This is a genomic window from Mycobacterium sp. IDUB_1, from assembly GCF_055419625.1.
On the sequence record NZ_JBVAYA010000003.1, the window covers coordinates 433,482 to 454,087 of the forward strand.

Here is a 20,606-nt window from a genome sequence, read left to right on the forward strand (position 1 = left end):
TCGGCGGCCGCCGATCCAGCGGACGCTTCCTAGGCAAGGCTGACCGGTAGCGTCGCCCATCCGCGCAGCACGCGGGTGTCGCGGCGTCGGCCGCCACCGGTCAGCTCGGAGTGCGGATGGCGCGCGAAGAACGCGCGCAGGCCGACGGCTCCCTCCGACCTGGCGAGGGCTGCACCGAGACAGAAATGCCGGCCGCCGGAGAACGAGAGGTGCCGTCCGGCGTTGTCGCGCGTCACGTCGAAGGTGTGGGGGGAGGAGAACACCTCAGGATCTCGGTTGGCGCCCGCCAAGTGCAGCACCATCGCGTCGCCGGCCCGGATCGTTCGGCCCGCCACCTCGGTGTCCTGCACGGCATGGCGCGCCGTCAGTTGCACGGGAGACTCGAACCGCAAGATCTCTTCGACGGCGTTGGGCCACAATTCCGGCCGTTCACGCAGCAGTTCGAGTTGGTCGGGGTGGCGCAGCAGAAGATCGATGCCGCTTCCGAGGAGATTCACCGTGGTCTCGAAACCCGCAGCCAATACCAGCCCAGCGGTGGCAAGGAGCTCCTGGTCGTCGAGGCGCGCGCCCTCATCGGTCGCCTCGATGAGCTGACTCATCAGGTCGTCACCTGGGGCCTGCCGCAACTGGCGGATGTGATCGGTCAGCCACTCGGTGAATCCCTCCAAGCCCTCTTCGACGCGAAGATACTGGGGCCAGGACAGGCCGACGTCGAGGCTGGGAGCCGCGAGTTCCCCGAATTCGAGGATCTTGGGGCGATCCTCCTCCGGCACGCCGAGGATGTCGCCGATAACCGTGACCGGCAGCCGTGAGCAATACCGGTCGACGATGTCCACGACTCCCGGCCCCTCGGCGATCTCGTCGACCAGAACCTTGGCAGCCGACTCGATGCGTTCTTCGAGAGCAGACACGGCGCGGGCGGTGAAGACCGACGAGACGGTGCGGCGGTAGCGGGTGTGGTCGGGCGGCTCCACCGACAGCAGGGACGGCGGGAGCAGGGGGTGGACGCGACCGCTGACGCGCAGGCGCTCCTCGATCCTGCCCAGGAACGCGGGCAGCGACTTCCCGCTCGCCGTCACCGCGAAATCGTCGGATCGCAGCACCTGATGGGCGACGGCGTGATCTGCCGTCAGCCACGCCGCGCGGGCCCGAACGACCCTGCCGTGACGGCGGATCTCGTCGGAGAATTCGCCCGGGTTGGCGCGGGCGGCGGGATCTGCGATCAGTCGCCCCTGAAGGTCCCCGCGGCGGGCACCGAGTGTGGTCAGCGCGCGGATCACGCCGTGCAGTGTCAACCAATGCAGGCGTTGTCGGGCGGTCATCCGTTCAGGATAGGAGACTCAGGTTCCATCCACATGGATCACAGTCCAAACGGAACGGCGTGAAACAGTATCGGGAACCACACGGACGATCCGCCAAAGCCGTGAAGATGAGGTCGGGAAAGGGTCTCTCTACGCGGCGATCCGAGAGCGCACGATGGGGTTCGGCGACCGGATTCTTCTCCTGAGATCCTCCCCGGCGATCGGCTGGGATTGGAGGGCCACGACGTGATCGTCGTTGCCGCGGGGCAATCCGATCACGCCACTTCGTCGTACGTTCGCCTGCCAGAACTCAATGCCGCCGTCGTCGGCGACATCGCCTACAACGACGTGCATTGCGCGCTGATGGGCAGCCGCGAACACGAGGAACGCAGGCAGTGGATCGACACGATCAGGGAAGTGCAAGCGTGGCAACCGGACATCGTCGTGGCCTCGCATCGGCGCCCCGACGCGCCGAACGATGCCCGTGTCCTGACGGAGACGATCGACTACCTCGACATGCGGATCGAGTCCTGGCCAGCGAGCCGACCGCCGCCGATTTCGTCCAACAGATGCTGACGTCCCACCCGACCCGGCTGAACACCAGCACCGTGCTGTACGGGGCAGCTGCACTCGGGCTCGAGTGAACGACGTGGGCTACCTACCGAAAACTGACGGGTCCCGTCGTCGCGTGATCGCGTAGAGCACCGAGGCGGCGATAACGGCCTCAGTCAGGGACACAACCGTCGTCAGCCCCATGAGCGCGGGCATGGACTGGTCGGGGAGCATCACCGGGGTGCCGTGGTGATGAACGGGCGTGGACCAGTGCACAGCGATCATGCCCAGATTCATGACGGCCACCACGGCCCATGTCCGGGGGCCGCAGGCTCGCCACATCTCGTAGGCGCAGAACAGACACGCTCCGGCCATCGCGACGATGAGCACAGCCAGCGCTGAGCTGCGTGCGTGGACGACCATCATCGCGTGAAGGACTGCAGAGCCGGCGGCAACTGCCGCGCACAGCCGCCGCCCACAGACCGCGGAGACGGCTCGTAGACCCGACATTCCCCTAACTCTGGCAGCATCGAGGCGGCGGCGCAGAGCGAACGGTCCGAGGTGCGATATCGGGAGAGCTGTCGCCCGACGGGAACTAGGTGGCGTCTTTGTCGTCGTCGCGGTGGGCGGCTTCGATGACCTCCGGCGGAACCGGCTTCTGTAGCCACGCCCGCATCCGCACCAAACCCGCCGCGACGGTGCCGACAGCGATCACCCCGATGACGATCCAGACTGCGGCGGACATGTCGCCATTGTCCACCTTCGACGAGCCCGAGAGGCGGAATGCAGTCCGACGCGTCATCCTTGCGCGGTGAAAGGAAACGCCGGGAGACTGACGTGCTGATAGCTCAGCTCTCCGACCTGCACGTCCGTCCGCCCGGAGTCCTGTATCACGGCGTGACCGACTCGAACCAGGCGCTCGTCGAGGCCATCGATCACCTGCTCGCCATGGACCGCCGACCGGATCTGGTGCTGCTTACCGGCGATCTAGTCGACGAGGGCCAGCCGGAGGAGTACGCAACCCTGAGGCGCATCCTGGCGACACTCACCATTCCGTACCTGGTCATCCCGGGAAATCACGACGACCGCGAGAACCTTCGAACGGCGTTCTCAGACCACACCTATCTTCCGCGATCCGGACCGCTTCACTACTGCGTCGATGACTATCCGGTGCGGGTCATCGGACTCGACTCCACCCTGCCTGGCGAACACCACGGCCACATCGATCGTGATGGACTCGAATGGCTCGGCGAGGTGCTCGCCCATGACGCGATCACACCGACGATCCTGATGCTGCACCACCCCCCGTTCGTCAGCGGGATTTCCTACATGGACGAGTACCGCTATGTCGAAGGAGGCGAATTGCGTTCAGTGGTAAAGCGTTTCGACAACATCGAGATCGTGCTCTGCGGACACGTGCATCGACCGATGGTCAAGCGATGGGCGAACACAGTGATCTGCACCAGTCCGAGCACTGTGACGCAGATCGATCTGAACCTGGCAGGCGCGGAGCCCAGCAGTCACGTCGGACCCCGCGCATGCATGCTGCATCTGTGGGACGCCCGACACGGACTGATCAGCCACAGCAGCCACATCGGCGACTACGACGGCCCGTATCCCTTCGCCTGACGACCACTCAGAGAGAACGACATTCGCCACATCGACTGCAGATGGGCTAATGGGTTCGTCGTTGCACATAGTCGAGCTGATCCAGGCTGAAGAGCAGTGCTCCTGCGCGGGAGTGGGGACTTCGGCTCAGCGCCCACCACAGGTGCAGGGGCGAGGCGTGGGCGCCGGAGCTGTTCTGGGCGCGACGAGCGGCGTGAAAAATGATGGCCTTGGCGTTGGGGCCGTACATGAGGTGGACGAACCGCGGGTCCTGACGTGACCCCAATGCGTGATCGATGTCCGCGAACATTTTCTGAAGATCGATTCCCCGGGATCGCAGAGCACCCACGACAGGGTCAGCGTCGTCGGTCACGAGCGCCAGCAGCAGGTGAAGGCTGCCGATGTGGTCGCTGTGACGGTGGTGCGCCTCGTCATGTGCGCGATTCACGGCCAGCTCTGCCGCAGGGTCGAGGCACGACAGCGCCCAAGCGAGATCTGCGATCGTGATGTCGTCCGGCGGCAGTGATGACCTGCTGAGAGCTTGTTGCATGCGAAGACCTCGTTCCACCCCGTCGTGGTGCACGCCGACTCGGCGCATCGCGGGGCCTTCAGCAACAATATCGCCGTATTGCTTTGGCGGCACGGTTTGGCGCGCCATGAGGCTCGTCGCGCACTCGAATGCGGGTGCGGATTCTGCGGAGCAGCCCTCGGGGCCGGCTGTTCCTCCAGGCCGGACGAGCAGTCTCAGTCGGGCAGTTGACCGCGGCTGAGCAGGCGATTAACGGCAGTTTCCCAACGGGTCAGTTGCGCTTCGGTAGTGAACGGTCCGGGAAGTTGGCGGTCGATGTGTCGACGTAGGATGATGGCACCCAGCGCCAGCATGAGGGGATTCAGGGCTGCCCAGGTGACATCGAGTTCGGCTCCGTGTTCGCTGGAATCAGCAACGTTTTGCCAATGGCTCCTGATGATCTCGACCATCGCATCGAAGAATGCCGATCCGGCGTCGGAGTGCGTCACGATCATCTGCGCGAAATAGTCCACCTCGCGCAGGTGCTTCGCGATCAGGGAGTGCACCCTCTGGCCGAGTTCGTCCACCGCCTGTGGCGCCGACTCAGGCAACGCCGCCGACAGACCTGTGGCGACGACGGTCAACACGTGGCCGTCGATGGCCTCGATGAGTCGGTCCTTGGAGCCGAAGTAGTGCTGCACCAAACCCACGGACACGCCGGCAGTCTGGGCGACATCGCGCAACGTCACGGATGAAGCCCCGTGTCTGGAGAACAACTCGAGTGCCGCATCACGAATGCGCTCGTGACTCGTAAAGCCGCCGCCGCTGTCATCCGCCATCTCGGCTCATATATAGCATCCGGCGCGCGTGTGCGAGTTCGTGTTCGCTACGTACCGGGGTCACGCGGCGGACGGCGAGCCCCACGGCGAACCGGTCGACCCGCTGTCGCTCCCAGCCAGTCGCTCGTCGACGTCCACACGGAGATTCGCGATCGGCCAGTCTGGGGATCAATGCCGGAGGTCATGGAGCCTCGTGAATCGAGTCCACTCGGATCGTCACGATAAGCCTGGTGTGAACGGGCCCACCGAGTTCGGCCAACGACGTGCCCAGATATTTCCTCGCGAGTTGGTCGAAGTGGACCATGCCATGGTCCTCGACGATGGCCACCACTGTTGCGCGCGCGGCGAAGTAGTGCCGCGGGTTGTCTGGATCGGCGATGGCCAGGCTAACCCTGGGATCACGAAGAACATTGCGCGCTTTGAGTGTTCCGGCAGGGATGTTGACGAGTGCGTGTTCGCCGTCGGTGTCCACCCATGTCATCGTGGTGTGCGGCGAGCCGTCACTCATGATCGTGGTGATGAAGACGTGCGTGTCCCGGCGCAACAGAGCGTGGAACGTGTGTGTTGCCAAGGTGTATGCCCTACCTTCCCAATCGTCACTCGGGGCGGGGCAGGTGCTCGGACGGGATGGCACCGAACCGACCCGCCTGATAGTCCCGCTGGGCCTGGTAGACCTCTGCGAGAGTGTTCATGACGAACGGGCCCACGTGGACGATGGGCTCCCGGATCGGCCGACCGCCAAGCAGTAGCACGTCCAAGTTCGGCTCCGCGGAGCGCTGCCGTGCCCGCGCAGCCATCGTGAAGGAGTCCCCGGCGCCGAAGACAGCGAGTTGACCCTTCTGGATCGGTTGCGCCGCAGTGCCGACGGTGCCGTTACCGGCGAGCACGTAGGCCAGGCAGTTGAAATCGGCCTGCCATGGAATTGTCAGGCGCGCGCCGGGACTGATGGTGGCATGCACGTAGGTGATCGGCGTGTAGGTGATGCCCGGCCCCGTGTGACCGGCAATGTCTCCAGCGATCACTCTCAGGAGCGCGCCGCCGTCCGCCGATGACAGGAGCTCGGCCTGCTGAGCACGAATGTCCTGATATCTGGGGCTGACGAACTTGTTCGCTCGCGGCAGGTTGACCCACAGCTGCGCACCGTGGAACAGCCCGCCGGACACGACGAGGCCTTCCGGCGGCTGCTCGATGTGCAGGATCCCGCTCCCTGCGGTCATCCACTGGGTGTCGCCGTTCGTGATCGTTCCGCCGCCGCCGTGAGAGTCCGTGTGTTCGAACGCTCCGTCGATGATGTAGGTGACCGTCTCGAACCCACGGTGGGGGTGCCATGGTGTTCCCTTGGGTTCGCCTGCGGCCCAATCGATTGCGCCGATCTCGTCCATGTGGATGAACGGATCCAACGCCTCAGGTGACACCCAGGCGAACACGCGCCGCACGGGAAACCCCTCACCCTCCCACGCGCTCGGCGCGGTGGTCACGGATTCCACTGGTCGCTGTGTGGTTGTAGCGGGGTCAGGAAGAGGGATTCGGGGCAGTGTGAGTGTGTCTGCGGTGATGGCTGGCATCGGTGGCCTCCTTGAAGGTTGACTGAAGCTCTGGGTTCGAACGATTCGGGGGACAGGCTCTCGCGACGATTACGGGCTGACACGCAGAAGGGCGACGCTGAAGTCGGCGGCCTCGTCGGCCATGCCGTTGACCGCGTAGGCGCTGTGGGCGTTGCGGTCGAGGCCGCCCGGCTCGCAGACCGGATCCCCTGGGGCGCAGAGGCTGAGCGTCTTCGCGGCAAAGGCGGGGCCGATGTCGACGGGAGGGGCGCCGTGGTGCAGCATCCCGAGCAGCCCCGGTGAGGGTGTGCCGAACAGAACCACGGCCGCGATCTTCCGGGCAATGTCCTGAGGTAGGGGAGTCAGCGCAGATCCGGCGGGAACTGTTGCGCTGGTGAGGTAACCGGTGACGGCGGCGCCCTGTGAGTAGCCACCGAGGACGATCTCGGTCGCGGGGCACGTGGCCACGAGGTGGGCCAGGTACCCGTCGGCATCGAGGATGCCGTCGACAGCGCGACCGAATTCCAGTGACGCCGGGTAGTTGACGGCATAGACGGCCACCTCGCGGTTCGGAAGACGTTGACGCAGTGCCGCGACGAACGGTTCGCCCACTTTGCCCACTCCCGGACTCTCGAACGTGCCTCGAGCGAAGACGACCTCGACGTCGGCGCACGCTGTGACGGCGACAGACGCCGGGTCACCGTGGGCCTGACCCGCGGTCGTACTGCTGAACAGTGCCGCGATCGCAGCGCCGACGGCCATCGCACAGAGCGGCAGGCGCACTGCGGTCCGCTCCGGTCGGGGTGAAAAGAGTTGTTCACATGTCGATCTCGTCATCGCGACACATCCTGTGCTCGGGTCACGGTTTCCCGTCGACACAATCGGCTGGTCTGTGCGATGAGGGTTGCAGCACCGCTGTCACGTTCGCGTCGGTGAGATTCCCTTATACAACCCGGTTCCGGGTGCCATCACCTCAACGCACTCCCTGAAACACGATCGACAGCACCCCGTCGATGTGGGCGGGTTCCAAGGGCATGGCGTGAATCAGCCGGTACTCGATCACCCCGTAGAGGATGTCGCGCATGGTCTGCCAATCGGCGTCGGCACGCAGCTCACCGCGCTGTTGCGCCAAACCGGTGCGGGCGCGAAAGTCCTCGATGTTGGGCTCGATGATCTGCTGGAAAAGCGCGTGCAGAAGGCCGGGGTCAGACTGGCCGGCGGCGATGAGGCAACGATACGCAGGTCCGAAGCCCGTCGTGGAAATGAGATCCAGGATGGCGGTGAGTTGGGTGCGCAGGTCGGCTACGAGGTCGCCGGTGTCGGGAATGGTGACGACGGCGCCGAGGCTTTCGGTAGCAGCTTCGAGAATCACCGCACCTTTGGACGGCCACCAGCGGTAGATCGTCTGCTTGCTCACGCCGGCCCGTCGGGCGATGGCTTCGATCGAGATGTTGTCGTAGCCGAGTTCTCCGATCATCGAGACGGAGGCATCGAGGATGGCCCGACGCGATTGCTCACTGCGGTTGGCGGGCATGGTCCTCACCGTAAACGAGACAACACGCCGTTATTGCGATACGGAGCGGTCCGTATTGACGAATCGCAGGTCGTCTCCTACGGTTTGTGAGGGGGCGAGGCGTCGCCCATCGCGGCCTGATGACCATGGCTCCGCGGGGATATGGCGCCCGCGAAGGAAGGAAGCCAGCCTTGTCCGTTCCACTGGTCGATCCGGGCGAAGCGACTCCGAACCAGCAACCGTTCCCCGCGGGGGCCACGGCAGAGCGGATCGACGCGGATCTCCTGGGCCGGCGTCTGGAGTGCACAACCATCGATCGGCTCGTGGCCGAGGCGTCGGAGGGACGCAGCGGCGTGCTGGTTCTGCGCGGTGAAGCGGGAATCGGAAAGTCCGCGCTGCTCCATTACGCGCGAAACCGCGCGATCTCGGCGGGGATTCGGGTGGAATCGTCACTCGGAGTGGAGGCGGAGGCACAGTTCGCTTTCGCCGGTCTGCACCAATTGTGCGCGACGCTGATCGACGGCGCAGAGTCTCTTCCGGATCCACAGCGCACCGCTCTCGACGTTGCGCTCGGCCGCGTCACCGGCGACCCGCCGGACCGATTCCTGGTGGCGCTCGCCGTCCTCAACGTCCTCGCCGACGGGGGACCGATGCTCTGCCTCGTCGACGACGCACAGTGGCTGGATCAAGCGTCAGCGCAGGTCCTCTCGTTCGTGGCGCGCCGAGTGGCAGCCGATCGGCTGGCCTTCGTGTTCGCCGTGCGCGACTCCGGTGACAGCGGCGCCGACCCGTTGGCCGGATTGCCCGAGATGCGCTTGGAGGGGCTCGGAGACACCGACGCGCGGGCGTTGCTGGCCACCGCAGTCGGACCATCGCTCGATCCAGGGGTCCGCGAACGCATCGTCGCTGAGGCCCGCGGCAACCCGCTGGCACTGTTGGAGCTGCCCTCCGGCGTGCACCTTGCCGGTGGATTCGAATCCGCTGACCTCCGAAGCGTTCCGCGACGGATCGAGGACACCTACCAACAGCGCTCGAACAACCTTCCGGCGCAGACGCGACAGCTCCTGTTGGTAGCCGCCGCGGACCCGACCGGCGATGCGGCACTGCTCTGGCGCGCAGCCAAGCACGTGGGGATCGGTCGCGAAGCAGCAGCACCCGCGGAAGCTGCGGGGCTATTCGAGATCGACACTCACATCCGATTTCGCCATCCCTTGGTGCGCTCGGCGGTCTACCGCGCCGCGACAGCACCCGAACACCGTCAGGCTCATGCCGCTCTGGCCTCGACGACCGACCCGCAGGTCGACCCTGACCGCCGCGCGTGGCACTACGCGCAATCAGTGCTCGGCACCGATGAACACGCTGCCGCCGACCTGGAGCGCTGCGCCGACCGTGCGCTGGCCCGCGGCGGCTTCGGCGCCGCGGCCGCGTTTCTTCAGAGGTCGACCGATCTGACCATGGACCCCGCGAACCGTGCCAGACGTGCGTTGGATGCCGCCAATGCCACCCACTGCGCCGGGGCACCCGAAGCTGCGCTTGGCGTGCTGGAAAGCGTTGACGCACAGCACCTCAACGAGCTACAGCGCGCACGTCTGGAGCTGCTTCGCGCACAGATCACGTTCCATCTCGGCCACGGCAGCGAGGTTCCGGGAATTCTCATGGGCGCGGCACGGATGCTGACGCCGCTGGATCCGTCGCTCGCTCGCGAGACTTACCTGCAGGCCTTCGATGCAGCGACGATCACAGGCAGCTTGGCTCTGGACACCGCGCTGGTCGAGATCGCCGACGCCGTCCAGGCAGCACCTGCGCCGCACGGACCGGCAGACCTGTTACTCGGCGGCCTCGTGACCGTCCACGTGAGTGGATACGAAGCCGGTGCCGCCATCCTGCGGGAAGCGCTGGAGGCATTCCGCGATCACGAGTTCCCGGTCGAGACCGTCGGAGTCGGGGACGCCGGCAACTGGTTGTGGCTGGCCACTCGAACAGCGATAGCGCTGTTCGAGGACGAGTTGGCCATCGAGTTGGCCGACCGATACGTGCGACGAGCGCGCGACGTCGGCGCGCTCGCAACACTGCCCGCAGCCTTGGTCGTATCGGCTTTCGCGTGGGTCTACACCGGTGAGCTCGCCCGTGCCACCGAGTTCTCCGACGAGGCCGCCGCGATATCGCAGGCGTCTGGCGCTATGCCTCTGACCTACGCCCATACCTACCTGGACGCGTGGCGCGGACTGGATGTGGCGGCGACCACCGGTCGCGATACCCGGGACTCACGGAGGCCAGAGCGCACGCGGGGGATCGAAGCCACGGTGTCCACCCTTGCCATGGCAGTGCTCCACAACGGTCGCGGCAACTATCCGGCGGCGCAGAAGGCGGCCTCGCAAGCGTGCGACACGTATGAACTGTCGATCCGCGGACTGGCGCTCTACGAGTTGGTCGAGGCTGCTTCGCGTGCAGGCGATCCCGGCACCGCCTCGGGCGCGATGGAAGAACTCAGCGCGAGAGCGCGCGCCAGCGGTACCGAATGGGCGCTCGGTGTCGCCGCACACGCCCGCGCGCTCACCACCGAATCACCCGACGCAGAAGGGCACTACCGCGAAGCGATCGAGCGACTGCAGAACTGCCGCATGCGCGTCTTCCTCGCCCGCACTCACCTCGTCTTCGGCGAATGGCTGCGCCGCGCGGGTCGCCGCCACGAGGCACGCGAACAACTCCGCATCGCACACAACTTCCTCGCCGATATGGGCGCAGAGCCGCTCGCCGCTCGTGCCGCCCGCGAACTGCGTGCTACCGGCGAACATCCGCGCAAACGGAGCGCCCAACCCACCGACGCCCTCACCGCTCAAGAACTGACCATCGCACGCCTGGTCGCGACCGGAGCGACCTCCCGAGAGGTCGGTGCACAACTCTTCTTGAGCCCCCGCACGATCGAAGCCCACCTTCGAAACATCTTCCGAAAACTGGGAATCACGTCGCGCCGACAACTCAGGGAGCTGCCGATCTAATGCGACGCGGGGTCGGTCATGATCTCCACCAAGGCCGTTCCCGGCCGGCTCAGCGCCTCCTCGATGGCCGACCGGACGTCAGATGAATCGGTCACACGCGTGCCGTGGGCACCGCAGTCGCGCGCGAACGCCGAAAAGTTCGGGTTCAGCAGCGACGTCTGCCACACCGCGTACTCGGCGCTGCGCTGCTCCTCGCTGATCTTCGCGAGCTCCCCGTTGTTGAGCAGGATGTGGGTGATGTTCATGTCGTACTTCACCGCCGTGGTGAAATCCGCCAGGTACTGGCCGAATCCGCCGTCGCCGGTGATGGCGACGACCGGACGGCCCGGTGCCGCCGCACTCGCGCCCAGGGCAGCGGGGAAGCCGAAGCCGATCGAGCCGAGATAGCCGGACATGAGAACGTCCTGCGTCGTCGCTTCGAAGTACCGTCCGAAGGAATACGCGTGATTGCCCACATCGACTGTCAAGATGGCATTTTCGGGTGTCACCCGGCTCAGTTCGTGGAATATCCTGGCCGCCGACACGCGTCCGACGGCCGGCACCACCGCCGCCCGTCGAGCCTTTTCCACACGCCACACAGCCCAGCGTTCGGCGATCTCCTGACGCTGGTCGACGATTGCCGGCCCAACGCGGAGCGCTTCTGTCAACGCGCGTGCGGTGACACCGACATCGCCGAGGATGGGAACCGTGACGGGACGGAACCGGCCGAGCATCAGCGGATCGGTGTCGACCTGCACCGTCGGCTTGTAGGGCGAAATACCACTGTGGTTGGAAAACGATGCGCCGAACACCAGCAGAAGGTCGGCCTTGTTCATCATCCAGGATGCCACGGGAGTCCCGGAGCGGCCGAGAACGCCGCAGGCCAGCGGATGCCTGTCGGAAATCTGCCCCTTGGCCTTGAACGTGGTGACGACCGGTGCGTGCATCCGGTCCGCCAACGAGATCACCTGTGCCATATCCACTTTGGCGCCGTATCCGACGACGATCACCGGCCGGTTCGCCGCTGCGATGAGATCGAGTGCGTCAGCGAGCGCCTCTGCGGGCGGGCCCATGCTGAGGTCCGGCATGCGCCCGGCGGGGCCGACGGCGGGCTGATCCGGCGCCGGGAGCACCTGGACCTCATCGGGTAGCACGAGGTGGCCGACTCCCCGGCCCAGGATGGCGTGTTTGAGTGCCAGCGCCATCAGTTCCGCATGATCGGAGCCCGAGCGGACCATGGTCGAGTACGTCGCGACGTCGGCGAAGGCGGCGAGGAGATCGATGTCCTGGAAGGCGCCCTTGCCGGCGACGGAGGAGTCCACGTTGCCCGACAAGGCAAGTACCGGAGCGCGGTCGGCCTTCGCGTCGTAGAGCCCGGTCAGCAGGTTCGTGGAACCTGGCCCCGCAATGCCGAAGCACGCGGCGGGCCGGCCGGTCAGCTTTCCGTAGGCCGATGCCGCGAACGCCGCCGTCCCTTCGTGGCGGATGCCGATGTAGCGAAGCTTGTTCTCGGCCTCAGCGCGACGCAGCGCCTCCGCCATACCGAGATTCGAGTGCCCGACCATTCCGAAAACTGTGTCGACACCCCAGTTCGTCATTGTCTCGACGAGCGCGTCGCTGACTGTGCGAACATGTGGTGTGGGCGGGGGCGTGCCTACGTAGACGCCGTCACCGCGGACCTCGACGGGATAAGTGGCAACGTTGAAATCCGGTCCGCCGGCCGCCTCGCCGGTGAACGGATCGAAATCGAAGCCATGCCAGGGGCATCGGATCTTGCCGTTCTCCAGGGTTCCCTGGCCCAGGGGACCGCCTTGGTGCGGGCAGCGGTTGTCGATCGCGCCGTACTCACCCCGCAGCTTCGTGAGCGCGACGGACTTCACACCGACCGGGCACACCGTCACTTCTCCTTCGTCGAGAGAGTCGGTGGAAATTGCCCTGTGCCAGTGCATGTCCCGGTCCTTCTCGTGCCCACCGATACTCACAGCGGCATCACCCCCGCGTAGGGGACCCCACTGAGATAGGCGAGGTCGCGATCGAACGTGACCAGATCCTCGACGGTGAAATCGGAGAGGCGTCGGTGACCGCACGCTCGGGCGAGGACCGTCATCAGCTCCACGGTCGATTGCAGAAAGCGGTTCAGCCGCGCAGCGGCGCGGTCGACGGGCAACCGCGCCCGCAGGTGGGGCTGCTGGGTGGCGATCCCCACGGGGCAGGCGTTGGTGTTGCAGGCGCGCATGCCCACGCAGCCGATGGCCTGCAGCGCCGAAGTGGCCAATCCGATGGCGTCAGCCCCCAGCGCGAGTGCCTTGACCATGTCCGCCGCTGTGCGGATACCCCCGGTGACGGCGAGCGTGACGTCGTCGGCTGAGCATGCGATCAAATGTTTACGAGCCCTGGCGAGCGCAGGGATCGTAGGGACGGAGATGTTGTCGCGGAACAACAGTGGCGCGGCACCGGTCCCACCGCCGCGACCGTCGAGGATGATGTAGTCGACGCCGATGGTGAGCGCTGCGTCGATGTCGCGTTCGATCTGTTGGGCACTCATCTTGTAACCGACGGGGATTCCGCCCGACTCCTCGCGGACGAGCGTGGCGAAATCACGGAATCGGTCGACCGAGGTCCAGTCGGGGAAGCGGGCCGGGGAGATCGCCGCGGTGCCCTCGGGAAGGCCCCGCACTTCGGCGATCTTGCCGATGACCTTGCTTCCGGGTAGGTGACCGCCTGTTCCGGTCTTCGCGCCCTGGCCGCCCTTGAAGTGGAAGGCCTGCACCTTCTGCAGGTGGTCGACGTTCCACCCGAAGCGGGCCGAGGCCAGTTCGTAGAGGTACCGCGAGTTGCGCCGTTGCTCGTCTGGAAGCATGCCTCCCTCGCCGGAGCAGATCCCGGTGCCCGCCAGTTGCGCCCCCGCGGACAGAGCGACCTTGGCCTCCTCGGATAGCGCCCCAAAGCTCATATCGCTGACGAACAACGGAATGTCCAGCCGCAGTGGCCGTCTGGCTCCCGGACCGATCACGGTTGCCGTGTCGACCGGTTCGGCCTCGAGCAACGGCATTCGCGCCAGCTGCCCGGTCACGAGCTGTATCGACTCCCATGTCGGTAGCTGATCCCTGGGCACACCCATGGCTGCCATGGGTCCGTGATGGCCGACCCTGTCGAGCCCGTGTGCCGCAACCTCATGGATCTGGGTGACGAAGGGCTCCTCAGCGGAGTCGGCCGGCGTGATCCACCGACCCTGGTATCCGTCGTCGTTGTAGATCACCGCACCTTTTCGTCGAAAGTCAGCGACCGCCGTCGCATCGACGTACACGACTCCGTCTGACACCCACGCCGGAAACGTGGTGAGAGCGGCCGACGGGTTCACTGGCGAGATTCCCGTGGTGGCATCGTAGCGCCAGCCGTGGACCCCGCAGACGAGCACATCGCCGTCGATGTGCCCATCGCTCAGGAGCACCCCACGATGGAGGCACCGCCCTGACAGCGCCGACACGTTCTCGCCCCGTCGTACCAGGGCGATGTCCACACCATCGACCACGACGGGAAATGGCCGCTCGGACGTCAGGTCGGTGAAGGACACCACGGGTGTTGCCCTGGGCTCAACGGCTTTCACGAGAATCCTTTGTTGATCGAGAGGGTGTTCATTGCAGCCACTGAATCAATGGATGCACGAAGTAGCGCAGGGAGAACGCTTCGTACACTGCGCCCGCGACGAGCAAGACGATGGCTGCCAAGGACTGCCAGCCGAGCTGGCGCAGACCTGTGACATAAGCACTTCGGCGGTTGGCGGCTCCCACAGCGCGCGGCCAGCCGGCGTCGGTGGACGGAACGAGGGTCACACCCGTGGTGAGCGCCCACGAGGCGAACAACACGATGCCGGCGAAGGGCACGATCATCGACGGGAGAACGATGGTCGCAGCGCCGATCGTCACGGTGTTCACCCCGAGAATCGTCACAGCGAACAGCCACGGATTCCGGATCAGCGACTGCACGAGATCCACTGTGCCGTCGTCGTGTAATCGTGATACCTCGGCCTCGTTGAGGGAGGGGAACAGCAATCCGGCGGCGAAGCCGACAGCGCAGACGCCGTATGCGAGCGCGTTCAGGACGAGGTAGGCACGGACGTTGGTGCGCACGATGCCGAGTGCAGTCATGATGTGCCGAATATGCGGGGTCAGTTCACGACGGTGATACCGAGCACGAAGTCGGTCTGCTCGAGCCCGTGGGTCTTGAGGTTGAGTTCCAACAGACCGGCGTACTCCAGGGCTCGTGCCATCGACAAGGGACCGGCGTCCAGGGGACGGAATCCCATGCTCTCGGCGAACGCCGACACTTCTGCTTTCGCCTGTGCGTCGTCGCCGGCAAGGAAGACGCTGAGCGGTCGATCCGCGGCCGGGGGAGTCGCGAGGATCTCGGCGAACACGGTGTTGAATCCTTTGACGATACGTGTATCTGCGGGAGCGGCTTTCGCGGTTTCTTGCGCACCGGAGCTGCCGTCGGGGGTGACGAGGCCCGACAGATCAGGGGCGAATGGGTTCGTGATGTCGACGAGGATCTTGCCGGCCAGTGCGTCGCCGAAGGCGCCGACCGCAGCTGCGGCGCTCGCGTAGGGCACGGCGAGAACCACGATGTCTCCTGCCGGGAGCTCACCGAATGTCCCGACGGTGGCGCCGCCGAGCGTGCCCGCCAACGCCTTCGCCTTCTCGGGATCACGCCCCAGGATCTCGACGGTGTTGCCGGCACGGAGTGCCCGTCCGGCCAGGGCGGTGGCCATGTGGCCCAGACCGATGATGCTGATGCTGCTCATACTGATTGCCTCAATCTCGATGATGTAGGTGTGGCGGGAAGGCCGGAAGGGGCCACCTTCTGCGCATCACAAGACTCGCTGCGCCGGACTCTGTTCGCGTCGGTAGACATCCCTTAATCAGAACTGGCTGACCCCGCCGTCGACGTAGACCTCTGAGCCCGTCATGAAGGAGCTGTCGTCGGAGGCGAGGAACGCGATCACGGTGGCGATCTCCTCAGGGCTGGCACGGCGCTTCATGGGCACGGTGGCGGTCAAATCGTCCAGAGCGTCGCCGGATTCGGAGAAGAGATCGGCCAGACCGGGTGTCTGGGTGAGTCCCGGGGCAATGACGTTGACGCGGATTCCGCGCTCGACGAGTTCTGCGGCCCAGCTGCGCGCCAGAGACCGGATCGCGGCCTTGGACGCCGCGTACACGCTCGCTCCCGGGGCCGCTTTCACGTCACCGTTGGAACCGCACAAGATGATCGACGCACCGTCACGCAGCAGGGGGAGCGTGGCCTGGACGGCGAAGGTCACTCCGCCGACGTTGGTGTCGAAGATCTTCCTGTGGTGCTCCCAGGTGAGAGCGCCCAGTGTCGCGAACTCGTTGATGCCCGCATTGGCGAACACGACGTCGAGACGGCGTCCAGTGGCATCGACGATGGCGGCGACACGATCCAGATCCGCAGGCACGGTCACATCGGCACGGATGGCGGTCGCCTGGGTGGTGCCGATGCCGGCGACGGCGTCGTCGAGGGCGTCCTGGCGCCGCCCGACGAGGAAGACATGAGCGCCCTCCTGCGCGAGTGCTCGCGCTGCGGCGAGCCCGATTCCGGATGTCGCTCCAGTCACGAGCGCGTTCTTCCCTGTCAGGCGGGGCATGATGATCCTCCAGTTTTGTACCGATCGGTTACAGCGCGACCATAGCAGTTTTGTACCGTTCGGTATAGGTGGCGCGTCGCGAGGCTACAATCGGCAAATGGGCGCAGCGCAACGGCACGCTGGGGGCCGGCCGCGGGCCTTCGACACAACGGCGGCGCTCGATGCCGCGATCGAGGTGTTCTGGCGTCGCGGATACGAAGGGGCATCACTGGCGGAGCTCACCGAGGCCATGGGCATCAACAAGCCGAGCTTGTATGCCGTGTTCGGCAGCAAGGAAGAACTCTTCGCTCGCGCCCTCGAACGTTACGGACAGCGTTACCACGGGCACTTGAGTCAGTTGCTGTCTCAACCCCGCGCCTACGACATCCTCGAGTCCTATCTGCGCGACACCGCGACGGCGGTGCGGGCCGGCGACGCGCTGGGGTGCCTGTCCATCCAGGGCGGCATCTCCTGTGGCCCGAACAACGCACGGATACCGCAATTGCTCGCCGACTATCGACACGGAATCGAAGACGTCATTGCGAAAGCACTTGCCGCAGCGCAGGATGCGTCCGACATCGACCCCGCCTCGCTTGCCGGATTCGCCGTCACGATCGGACAGGGGCTCGCGGTGGATGCGGCCGGGGGAGTGTCGCAGCCCCGGCTCGACGCCGCTGTCGACGTGGCACTCAATGGCCTCGCGCTGTTACTCAGCCGCGGACCTGCTGATCCGGGTGGCCGCTGACGTAGACCCCCGGCGTGGCTCTCGACTATCGCGACCCGGCCCTAGCGTCGAGTCAAGCGCGCCGGGGGGGCGACGTGTTCCCCCCATGCGCGGGGACGCCTCGACAACACTGGCCACCATGACCACAGCGCGCGATGTCAATATCCACCATGGTCGGGCCTGGGTCGGCACGGATGTTGCGGTTCGCATCGGCTACACGGTCGTCACGCCGCCGGAACCCACCAAGACCGTGGTGCTTCTCCACGGTGCGCCCCAGACGCGATACGAGTGGCGCAAAGTGATGATGCCGTTGGCCGCCGCCGGCTACCGGGTGATCATGCCCGACTATCGCGGTGCCGGCGCGTCCGACAAACCTCGTGACGGCTACGACAAATGGACCATGGCCGGTGACATTCACGGTCTCGTGCGCGAGACCCTCGGCGTGGCCGAGCCTGTCTCCCTTGTCGGCCACGATCTCGGGTCGACTCTGGCTCTGGGTTACGCATTGCGGTATCGCGATGACGTCGCAAGCGTCACCTTCATGGAAGCTCCACTGCCGGGCACTGCCTACTACGACTGGCGCGTGACTCAGAAGTCGGCGTGGCAGTTCTCCTTTCACGCCAACCCCGACATCGCGGTGTACCTCACGCACGGACGTGAACGGTGGTACATCAACCGGTTCTTCGAGGAACTGACCTATCAACCGGATGCGATCTCGAACGACGACCTGGACGTGTACGCCCGGGCGTTCGAAGCTCCGGGTGCCATGCGCGCGATGTGTGAGACCTACCGAGAACTGGACCGCGATGCCGAGGACAATCGCGCAGCGCTGCGACAACACGGCAAGCTCGCTGTCCCGGTACTGGCCTCGGGAGGTGCTTCCGGGCCCCTGGGCAGCCACTTCCGAGCGATGTGTGAAGAGGTCGCCGATTCGGTGACCGAAAATCTCGTTCCAGACTGCGGCCATTGGGTTGCCGAGGAGCAGCCCGAGTACTTCACCAGGATGTTCTGCGAGTTCGACACCGCGGCCCGGGGGCTAGCCGGCTCATTCCCGCAGTGAGGGGGTGTAACGCTCCCCCCGAAAACCCCCGGATGGCTCTTAGCGTGGTCTCGGTGACGCAGATCCGGGCGGAAGTCCGAGGCGCTGCGAATCACGAAGAGACGCAGAGAAAGTGAGGAAGTCGCCATGGTGAAGATGAACCCGCAGACGATCAGAATCGCCGGAAAGGAGGTGTCGCGCTTGGGTTTCGGGTCGATGAGATTCACGGGCCGCGGAATCTGGGGTGAACCCCAAGACCGCGACGAGTGCATCGCCGTGGCCCGTCGGGCGGTCGACCTCGGCGTGCAGTTCATCGACACCGCCGACTCCTACGGACCGCACGTCGCGGAGCAGATCCTGCGCGAGGCCCTGCACCCGTACCCCGATGACGTCGTGATCGCGACGAAGGCGGGCCTGACGCGAAACGGACCCGATGTCATCGACACCGACTCTGGTCCGAAGCGCCTCGGCCCGGCGGCGTGGCCACCGGTCGGACGACCCGAATACCTGCGGCAGCAAGTACTGATGAGCATGCGCCGCTTGGGGGTCGATCAGATCGACCTACTGCAGCTGCACCGGGTCGATCCCAAAGTGCCGTTGGCAGACCAGATCGGTGAGCTCAAGGCGCTTCAGGATGAGGGCAAGATCCGTGACATCGGCATGTCGCAATGCACCGTGGAGCAGCTGGACGAGGCGCGAGAGATCACCGAGATCGTCAGCGTTCAAAGTAGATTCAACGTCATCGACCGCAGCGCCGACGACATCCTTGCAGTCTGCGAACGCGACGGTCTCGCCTTCATTCCGTGGGCGCCGGTGGCCCAGGGTGGCCTCGCCGCGGCTCACCAAGCTCTCGCCGACATCGCTCGGGCGCACCGATGCACGGTGGGCCAGGTGGCGATCGCGTGGTTGTTGCAGGCCTCACCGGTGATGCTCCCCATTCCCGGCACATCGCGTCGCGCCCACCTGGAAGAGAACCTGGCTGCCGCTGGCGTGCAGTTGACACCCGAAGAGATCGACCAACTCAGCGCTGCTACGCCGATGCGGCCTGCGTCGTGAGCGATTGCAGCAGGGCGACAGCGTCGGGAGACGGGCCGTTCTCGAGCGCACAGTAGACGAACAGGCGCTGATCGGGCGCATCGGCTACCTCGAGCGCCTCGAAGTGGAGGTGGAGTTCGCCGACCTGCGGATGGTGAAAAACCTTGTCCTCGCTGGCGCGCGGGCGAACGTCGTGGGTTGCCCATAGCTCCGCGAACGCCGAGCTGCGAGTGGAGATCTCATCGACCACCTCGGCCACACGGCGGTCGTTCGGGAACCGGGTCAGGCCAGAACGGAGGTTGCCGACGACCTGTGTCGCGACGTGGTGCCAATCTCTGTAGAAGTCTCCGGCCGCAGGGTCGAGAAACACCATGTGGGCCAAGTTGTCCGTGTCGCCGAAACCGCTGTACATGGCACGACCGGCCGCATTGATCGCAAGGATGTTGAGGCCGACATCGACGACGAATGCCGGCACTCTCAGGCCGGAATCGAGCAGAAGCCGGACCCCTGCCGACACGGCTGTCGCGCGAGCCGGCATCGCGTCAGGGATGGGATGGACAAGCGAGATGAGGTAGGCAGTCGCATGGGCATCGAGCAGCAGCGCTCGCGCGAGGGCACGGAGCACTTGTAGCGACGGCCGGTGCTCGCGGCCTTGTTCGAGCCTTCGGTAGTAGTCGGTGCTCAGTCCGGCGAGGAGCGCCAGCTCCTCTCGCCGCAGGCCCGGAACTCGTCGACCGTCGCCGGGGACGAGGCCGGCGGCCTGGGGCGTGACCGCTTCGCGCCTCGCCCGCAAGAACGACGAAAGCTCCGCCGATCGATCTGCCATGGAGTCATCCTGCGCCGCCACCCTGGAGCTGGCAAGGCGGCACCCGTCTTCAGCGAGCGACCCAGTTCCACACCGACATGTCGCCCTTGGGGTAGTTCATGCAGACATCGGTGGCGTGGGCGACGACGCCCTTGTTGTTGAAGAAGATCTTGGCCCAGTTGCCCCACCGTGTGGCGACCTGCTCGTAATACACGTTGGTCGCGGTGTCTTCGGAGTACTGGCGACGTCCGACCGGATCGAGCGAGAAGAACCAGTGGATGCGATCGAAGGCCATCTGCTGGATGTCGGCCGGCCGGTTGCTCCGGTCGATCATGTACCGCTCGAAGTACACAGGGCTGGTGTCGCGCGCCGCGGCCAGGTACTGCTCGACGTCGCAAGTGGTGTGGATGATGCGACTCGGAATCGGATAGTCATCGGTGGAATCAGCGAGAGCCCTCGGCGCAGCCAACGCCGCCACCATCGCCGCTGCCAGGATCAACATCACTGCCCGCATCACCC

22 protein-coding genes are annotated in these 20,606 nt (G+C 65.6%); 6 read left to right on the forward strand and 16 right to left on the reverse strand.

Translation table 11 applies throughout. The features are described 5' to 3' along the window. Nucleotides 1–29: 29 nt before the first annotated feature. Entirely contained in the window at nucleotides 30–1,322 is a 1,293-nt protein-coding gene (locus ACZYYX_RS19380; RefSeq protein WP_463816220.1) for a cytochrome P450, read from the reverse strand. Nucleotides 1,323–1,547: 225 nt separating this feature from the next. Here ACZYYX_RS19380 and ACZYYX_RS19385 point away from each other — a divergent pair, with 225 nt between their 5' ends. Continuing rightward, on the forward strand, nucleotides 1,548–1,877 hold the full coding sequence (locus tag ACZYYX_RS19385) for a hypothetical protein (protein ID WP_463816221.1): 330 nt from the start codon (nucleotides 1,548–1,550) through the stop codon (nucleotides 1,875–1,877). Nucleotides 1,878–1,955: 78 nt separating this feature from the next. Here ACZYYX_RS19385 and ACZYYX_RS19390 read toward each other — a convergent pair whose 3' ends face one another. Then, complete coding sequence (locus ACZYYX_RS19390) at nucleotides 1,956–2,363, reverse strand: hypothetical protein (RefSeq protein WP_463816222.1); 408 nt, start codon at nucleotides 2,361–2,363, stop codon at nucleotides 1,956–1,958. 85 nt (nucleotides 2,364–2,448) lie between these two features. Further along, a complete protein-coding gene (locus tag ACZYYX_RS19395) occupies nucleotides 2,449–2,598 on the reverse strand; it encodes a hypothetical protein (RefSeq protein WP_463816223.1) in 150 nt (49 codons plus the stop codon). A gap of 92 nt (nucleotides 2,599–2,690) precedes the next feature. On the opposite strand from ACZYYX_RS19395, the gene ACZYYX_RS19400 reads away from it, so the two are divergent. Beyond that, the gene (locus tag ACZYYX_RS19400) at nucleotides 2,691–3,482 is read left to right on the forward strand and encodes a phosphodiesterase (RefSeq protein ID WP_463816224.1); all 792 of its coding nucleotides are present in this window, start codon (nucleotides 2,691–2,693) and stop codon (nucleotides 3,480–3,482) included. Nucleotides 3,483–3,528: 46 nt separating this feature from the next. Here the strand turns inward: ACZYYX_RS19400 and ACZYYX_RS19405 are convergent, their stop codons facing one another. The 6 genes from ACZYYX_RS19405 to ACZYYX_RS19430 all read right to left on the reverse strand — a co-directional run bounded on the left by ACZYYX_RS19405 (nucleotide 3,529) and on the right by ACZYYX_RS19430 (nucleotide 7,886). After that, the gene (locus ACZYYX_RS19405; protein ID WP_463816225.1) at nucleotides 3,529–4,011 is read right to left on the reverse strand and encodes a Clp protease N-terminal domain-containing protein; all 483 of its coding nucleotides are present in this window, start codon (nucleotides 4,009–4,011) and stop codon (nucleotides 3,529–3,531) included. 194 nt (nucleotides 4,012–4,205) lie between these two features. Beyond that, nucleotides 4,206–4,808 carry a TetR/AcrR family transcriptional regulator gene (locus ACZYYX_RS19410; RefSeq protein ID WP_463816226.1) on the reverse strand — a complete coding sequence of 201 codons (603 nt, stop codon included), beginning with the start codon at nucleotides 4,806–4,808 and terminating at the stop codon, nucleotides 4,206–4,208. A gap of 181 nt (nucleotides 4,809–4,989) precedes the next feature. After that, complete coding sequence (locus tag ACZYYX_RS19415) at nucleotides 4,990–5,379, reverse strand: pyridoxamine 5'-phosphate oxidase family protein (RefSeq protein WP_463816227.1); 390 nt, start codon at nucleotides 5,377–5,379, stop codon at nucleotides 4,990–4,992. 25 nt (nucleotides 5,380–5,404) lie between these two features. Beyond that, nucleotides 5,405–6,373 carry a pirin family protein gene (locus tag ACZYYX_RS19420; RefSeq protein ID WP_463816228.1) on the reverse strand — a complete coding sequence of 323 codons (969 nt, stop codon included), beginning with the start codon at nucleotides 6,371–6,373 and terminating at the stop codon, nucleotides 5,405–5,407. Nucleotides 6,374–6,442: 69 nt separating this feature from the next. After that, nucleotides 6,443–7,135 (reverse strand): cutinase family protein, encoded by a 693-nt coding sequence (locus ACZYYX_RS19425; protein WP_463816229.1) that lies wholly within the window; start codon nucleotides 7,133–7,135, stop codon nucleotides 6,443–6,445. A gap of 190 nt (nucleotides 7,136–7,325) precedes the next feature. Next, on the reverse strand, nucleotides 7,326–7,886 hold the full coding sequence (locus ACZYYX_RS19430; protein WP_463816230.1) for a TetR/AcrR family transcriptional regulator: 561 nt from the start codon (nucleotides 7,884–7,886) through the stop codon (nucleotides 7,326–7,328). A gap of 170 nt (nucleotides 7,887–8,056) precedes the next feature. Between ACZYYX_RS19430 and ACZYYX_RS19435 the strand changes: the two genes are divergently transcribed. After that, entirely contained in the window at nucleotides 8,057–10,864 is a 2,808-nt protein-coding gene (locus ACZYYX_RS19435) for an ATP-binding protein (RefSeq protein WP_463816231.1), read from the forward strand. Here ACZYYX_RS19435 and ACZYYX_RS19440 read toward each other — a convergent pair. The 5 genes from ACZYYX_RS19440 to ACZYYX_RS19460 all read right to left on the reverse strand — a co-directional run bounded on the left by ACZYYX_RS19440 (nucleotide 10,861) and on the right by ACZYYX_RS19460 (nucleotide 16,505). Next, on the reverse strand, nucleotides 10,861–12,792 hold the full coding sequence (locus ACZYYX_RS19440; RefSeq protein WP_463816232.1) for a thiamine pyrophosphate-binding protein: 1,932 nt from the start codon (nucleotides 12,790–12,792) through the stop codon (nucleotides 10,861–10,863). The two genes, ACZYYX_RS19435 and ACZYYX_RS19440, sit on opposite strands and share 4 nt — an antisense overlap. A gap of 29 nt (nucleotides 12,793–12,821) precedes the next feature. Further along, nucleotides 12,822–14,450, reverse strand: a complete 1,629-nt coding sequence (locus ACZYYX_RS19445) for a glutamate synthase-related protein (protein ID WP_463816233.1) — start codon at nucleotides 14,448–14,450, stop codon at nucleotides 12,822–12,824. A 28-nt stretch (nucleotides 14,451–14,478) separates the two neighbouring features. Next, entirely contained in the window at nucleotides 14,479–14,991 is a 513-nt protein-coding gene (locus ACZYYX_RS19450) for a stage II sporulation protein M (protein WP_463816234.1), read from the reverse strand. Between the two features lie 20 nt (nucleotides 14,992–15,011). Continuing rightward, the gene (locus ACZYYX_RS19455) at nucleotides 15,012–15,644 is read right to left on the reverse strand and encodes an NADPH-dependent F420 reductase (RefSeq protein ID WP_463816235.1); all 633 of its coding nucleotides are present in this window, start codon (nucleotides 15,642–15,644) and stop codon (nucleotides 15,012–15,014) included. 117 nt (nucleotides 15,645–15,761) lie between these two features. Then, nucleotides 15,762–16,505 carry an SDR family NAD(P)-dependent oxidoreductase gene (locus ACZYYX_RS19460; protein ID WP_463816236.1) on the reverse strand — a complete coding sequence of 248 codons (744 nt, stop codon included), beginning with the start codon at nucleotides 16,503–16,505 and terminating at the stop codon, nucleotides 15,762–15,764. Nucleotides 16,506–16,602: 97 nt separating this feature from the next. On the opposite strand from ACZYYX_RS19460, the gene ACZYYX_RS19465 reads away from it, so the two are divergent. From ACZYYX_RS19465 to ACZYYX_RS19475, 3 genes are all read left to right on the forward strand, one after another. Then, nucleotides 16,603–17,229, forward strand: coding sequence for a TetR/AcrR family transcriptional regulator (locus tag ACZYYX_RS19465; RefSeq protein WP_463816237.1), 627 nt, complete (start codon nucleotides 16,603–16,605; stop codon nucleotides 17,227–17,229). Between the two features lie 118 nt (nucleotides 17,230–17,347). Then, nucleotides 17,348–18,268: an alpha/beta fold hydrolase gene (locus ACZYYX_RS19470; protein WP_463816238.1), complete on the forward strand. Its 921-nt coding sequence runs from the start codon at nucleotides 17,348–17,350 to the stop codon at nucleotides 18,266–18,268. 126 nt (nucleotides 18,269–18,394) lie between these two features. Beyond that, nucleotides 18,395–19,303, forward strand: a complete 909-nt coding sequence (locus ACZYYX_RS19475; RefSeq protein WP_463816239.1) for an aldo/keto reductase — start codon at nucleotides 18,395–18,397, stop codon at nucleotides 19,301–19,303. Here the strand turns inward: ACZYYX_RS19475 and ACZYYX_RS19480 are convergent. Together ACZYYX_RS19480 and ACZYYX_RS19485 are read right to left on the reverse strand one after the other, a co-directional pair. Beyond that, complete coding sequence (locus ACZYYX_RS19480) at nucleotides 19,278–20,108, reverse strand: helix-turn-helix domain-containing protein (RefSeq protein ID WP_463816240.1); 831 nt, start codon at nucleotides 20,106–20,108, stop codon at nucleotides 19,278–19,280. The two genes, ACZYYX_RS19475 and ACZYYX_RS19480, sit on opposite strands and share 26 nt — an antisense overlap. A 49-nt stretch (nucleotides 20,109–20,157) precedes the next feature. Next, nucleotides 20,158–20,601: a DUF5078 domain-containing protein gene (locus tag ACZYYX_RS19485; protein WP_463816513.1), complete on the reverse strand. Its 444-nt coding sequence runs from the start codon at nucleotides 20,599–20,601 to the stop codon at nucleotides 20,158–20,160. Nucleotides 20,602–20,606: the final 5 nt, after the last annotated feature.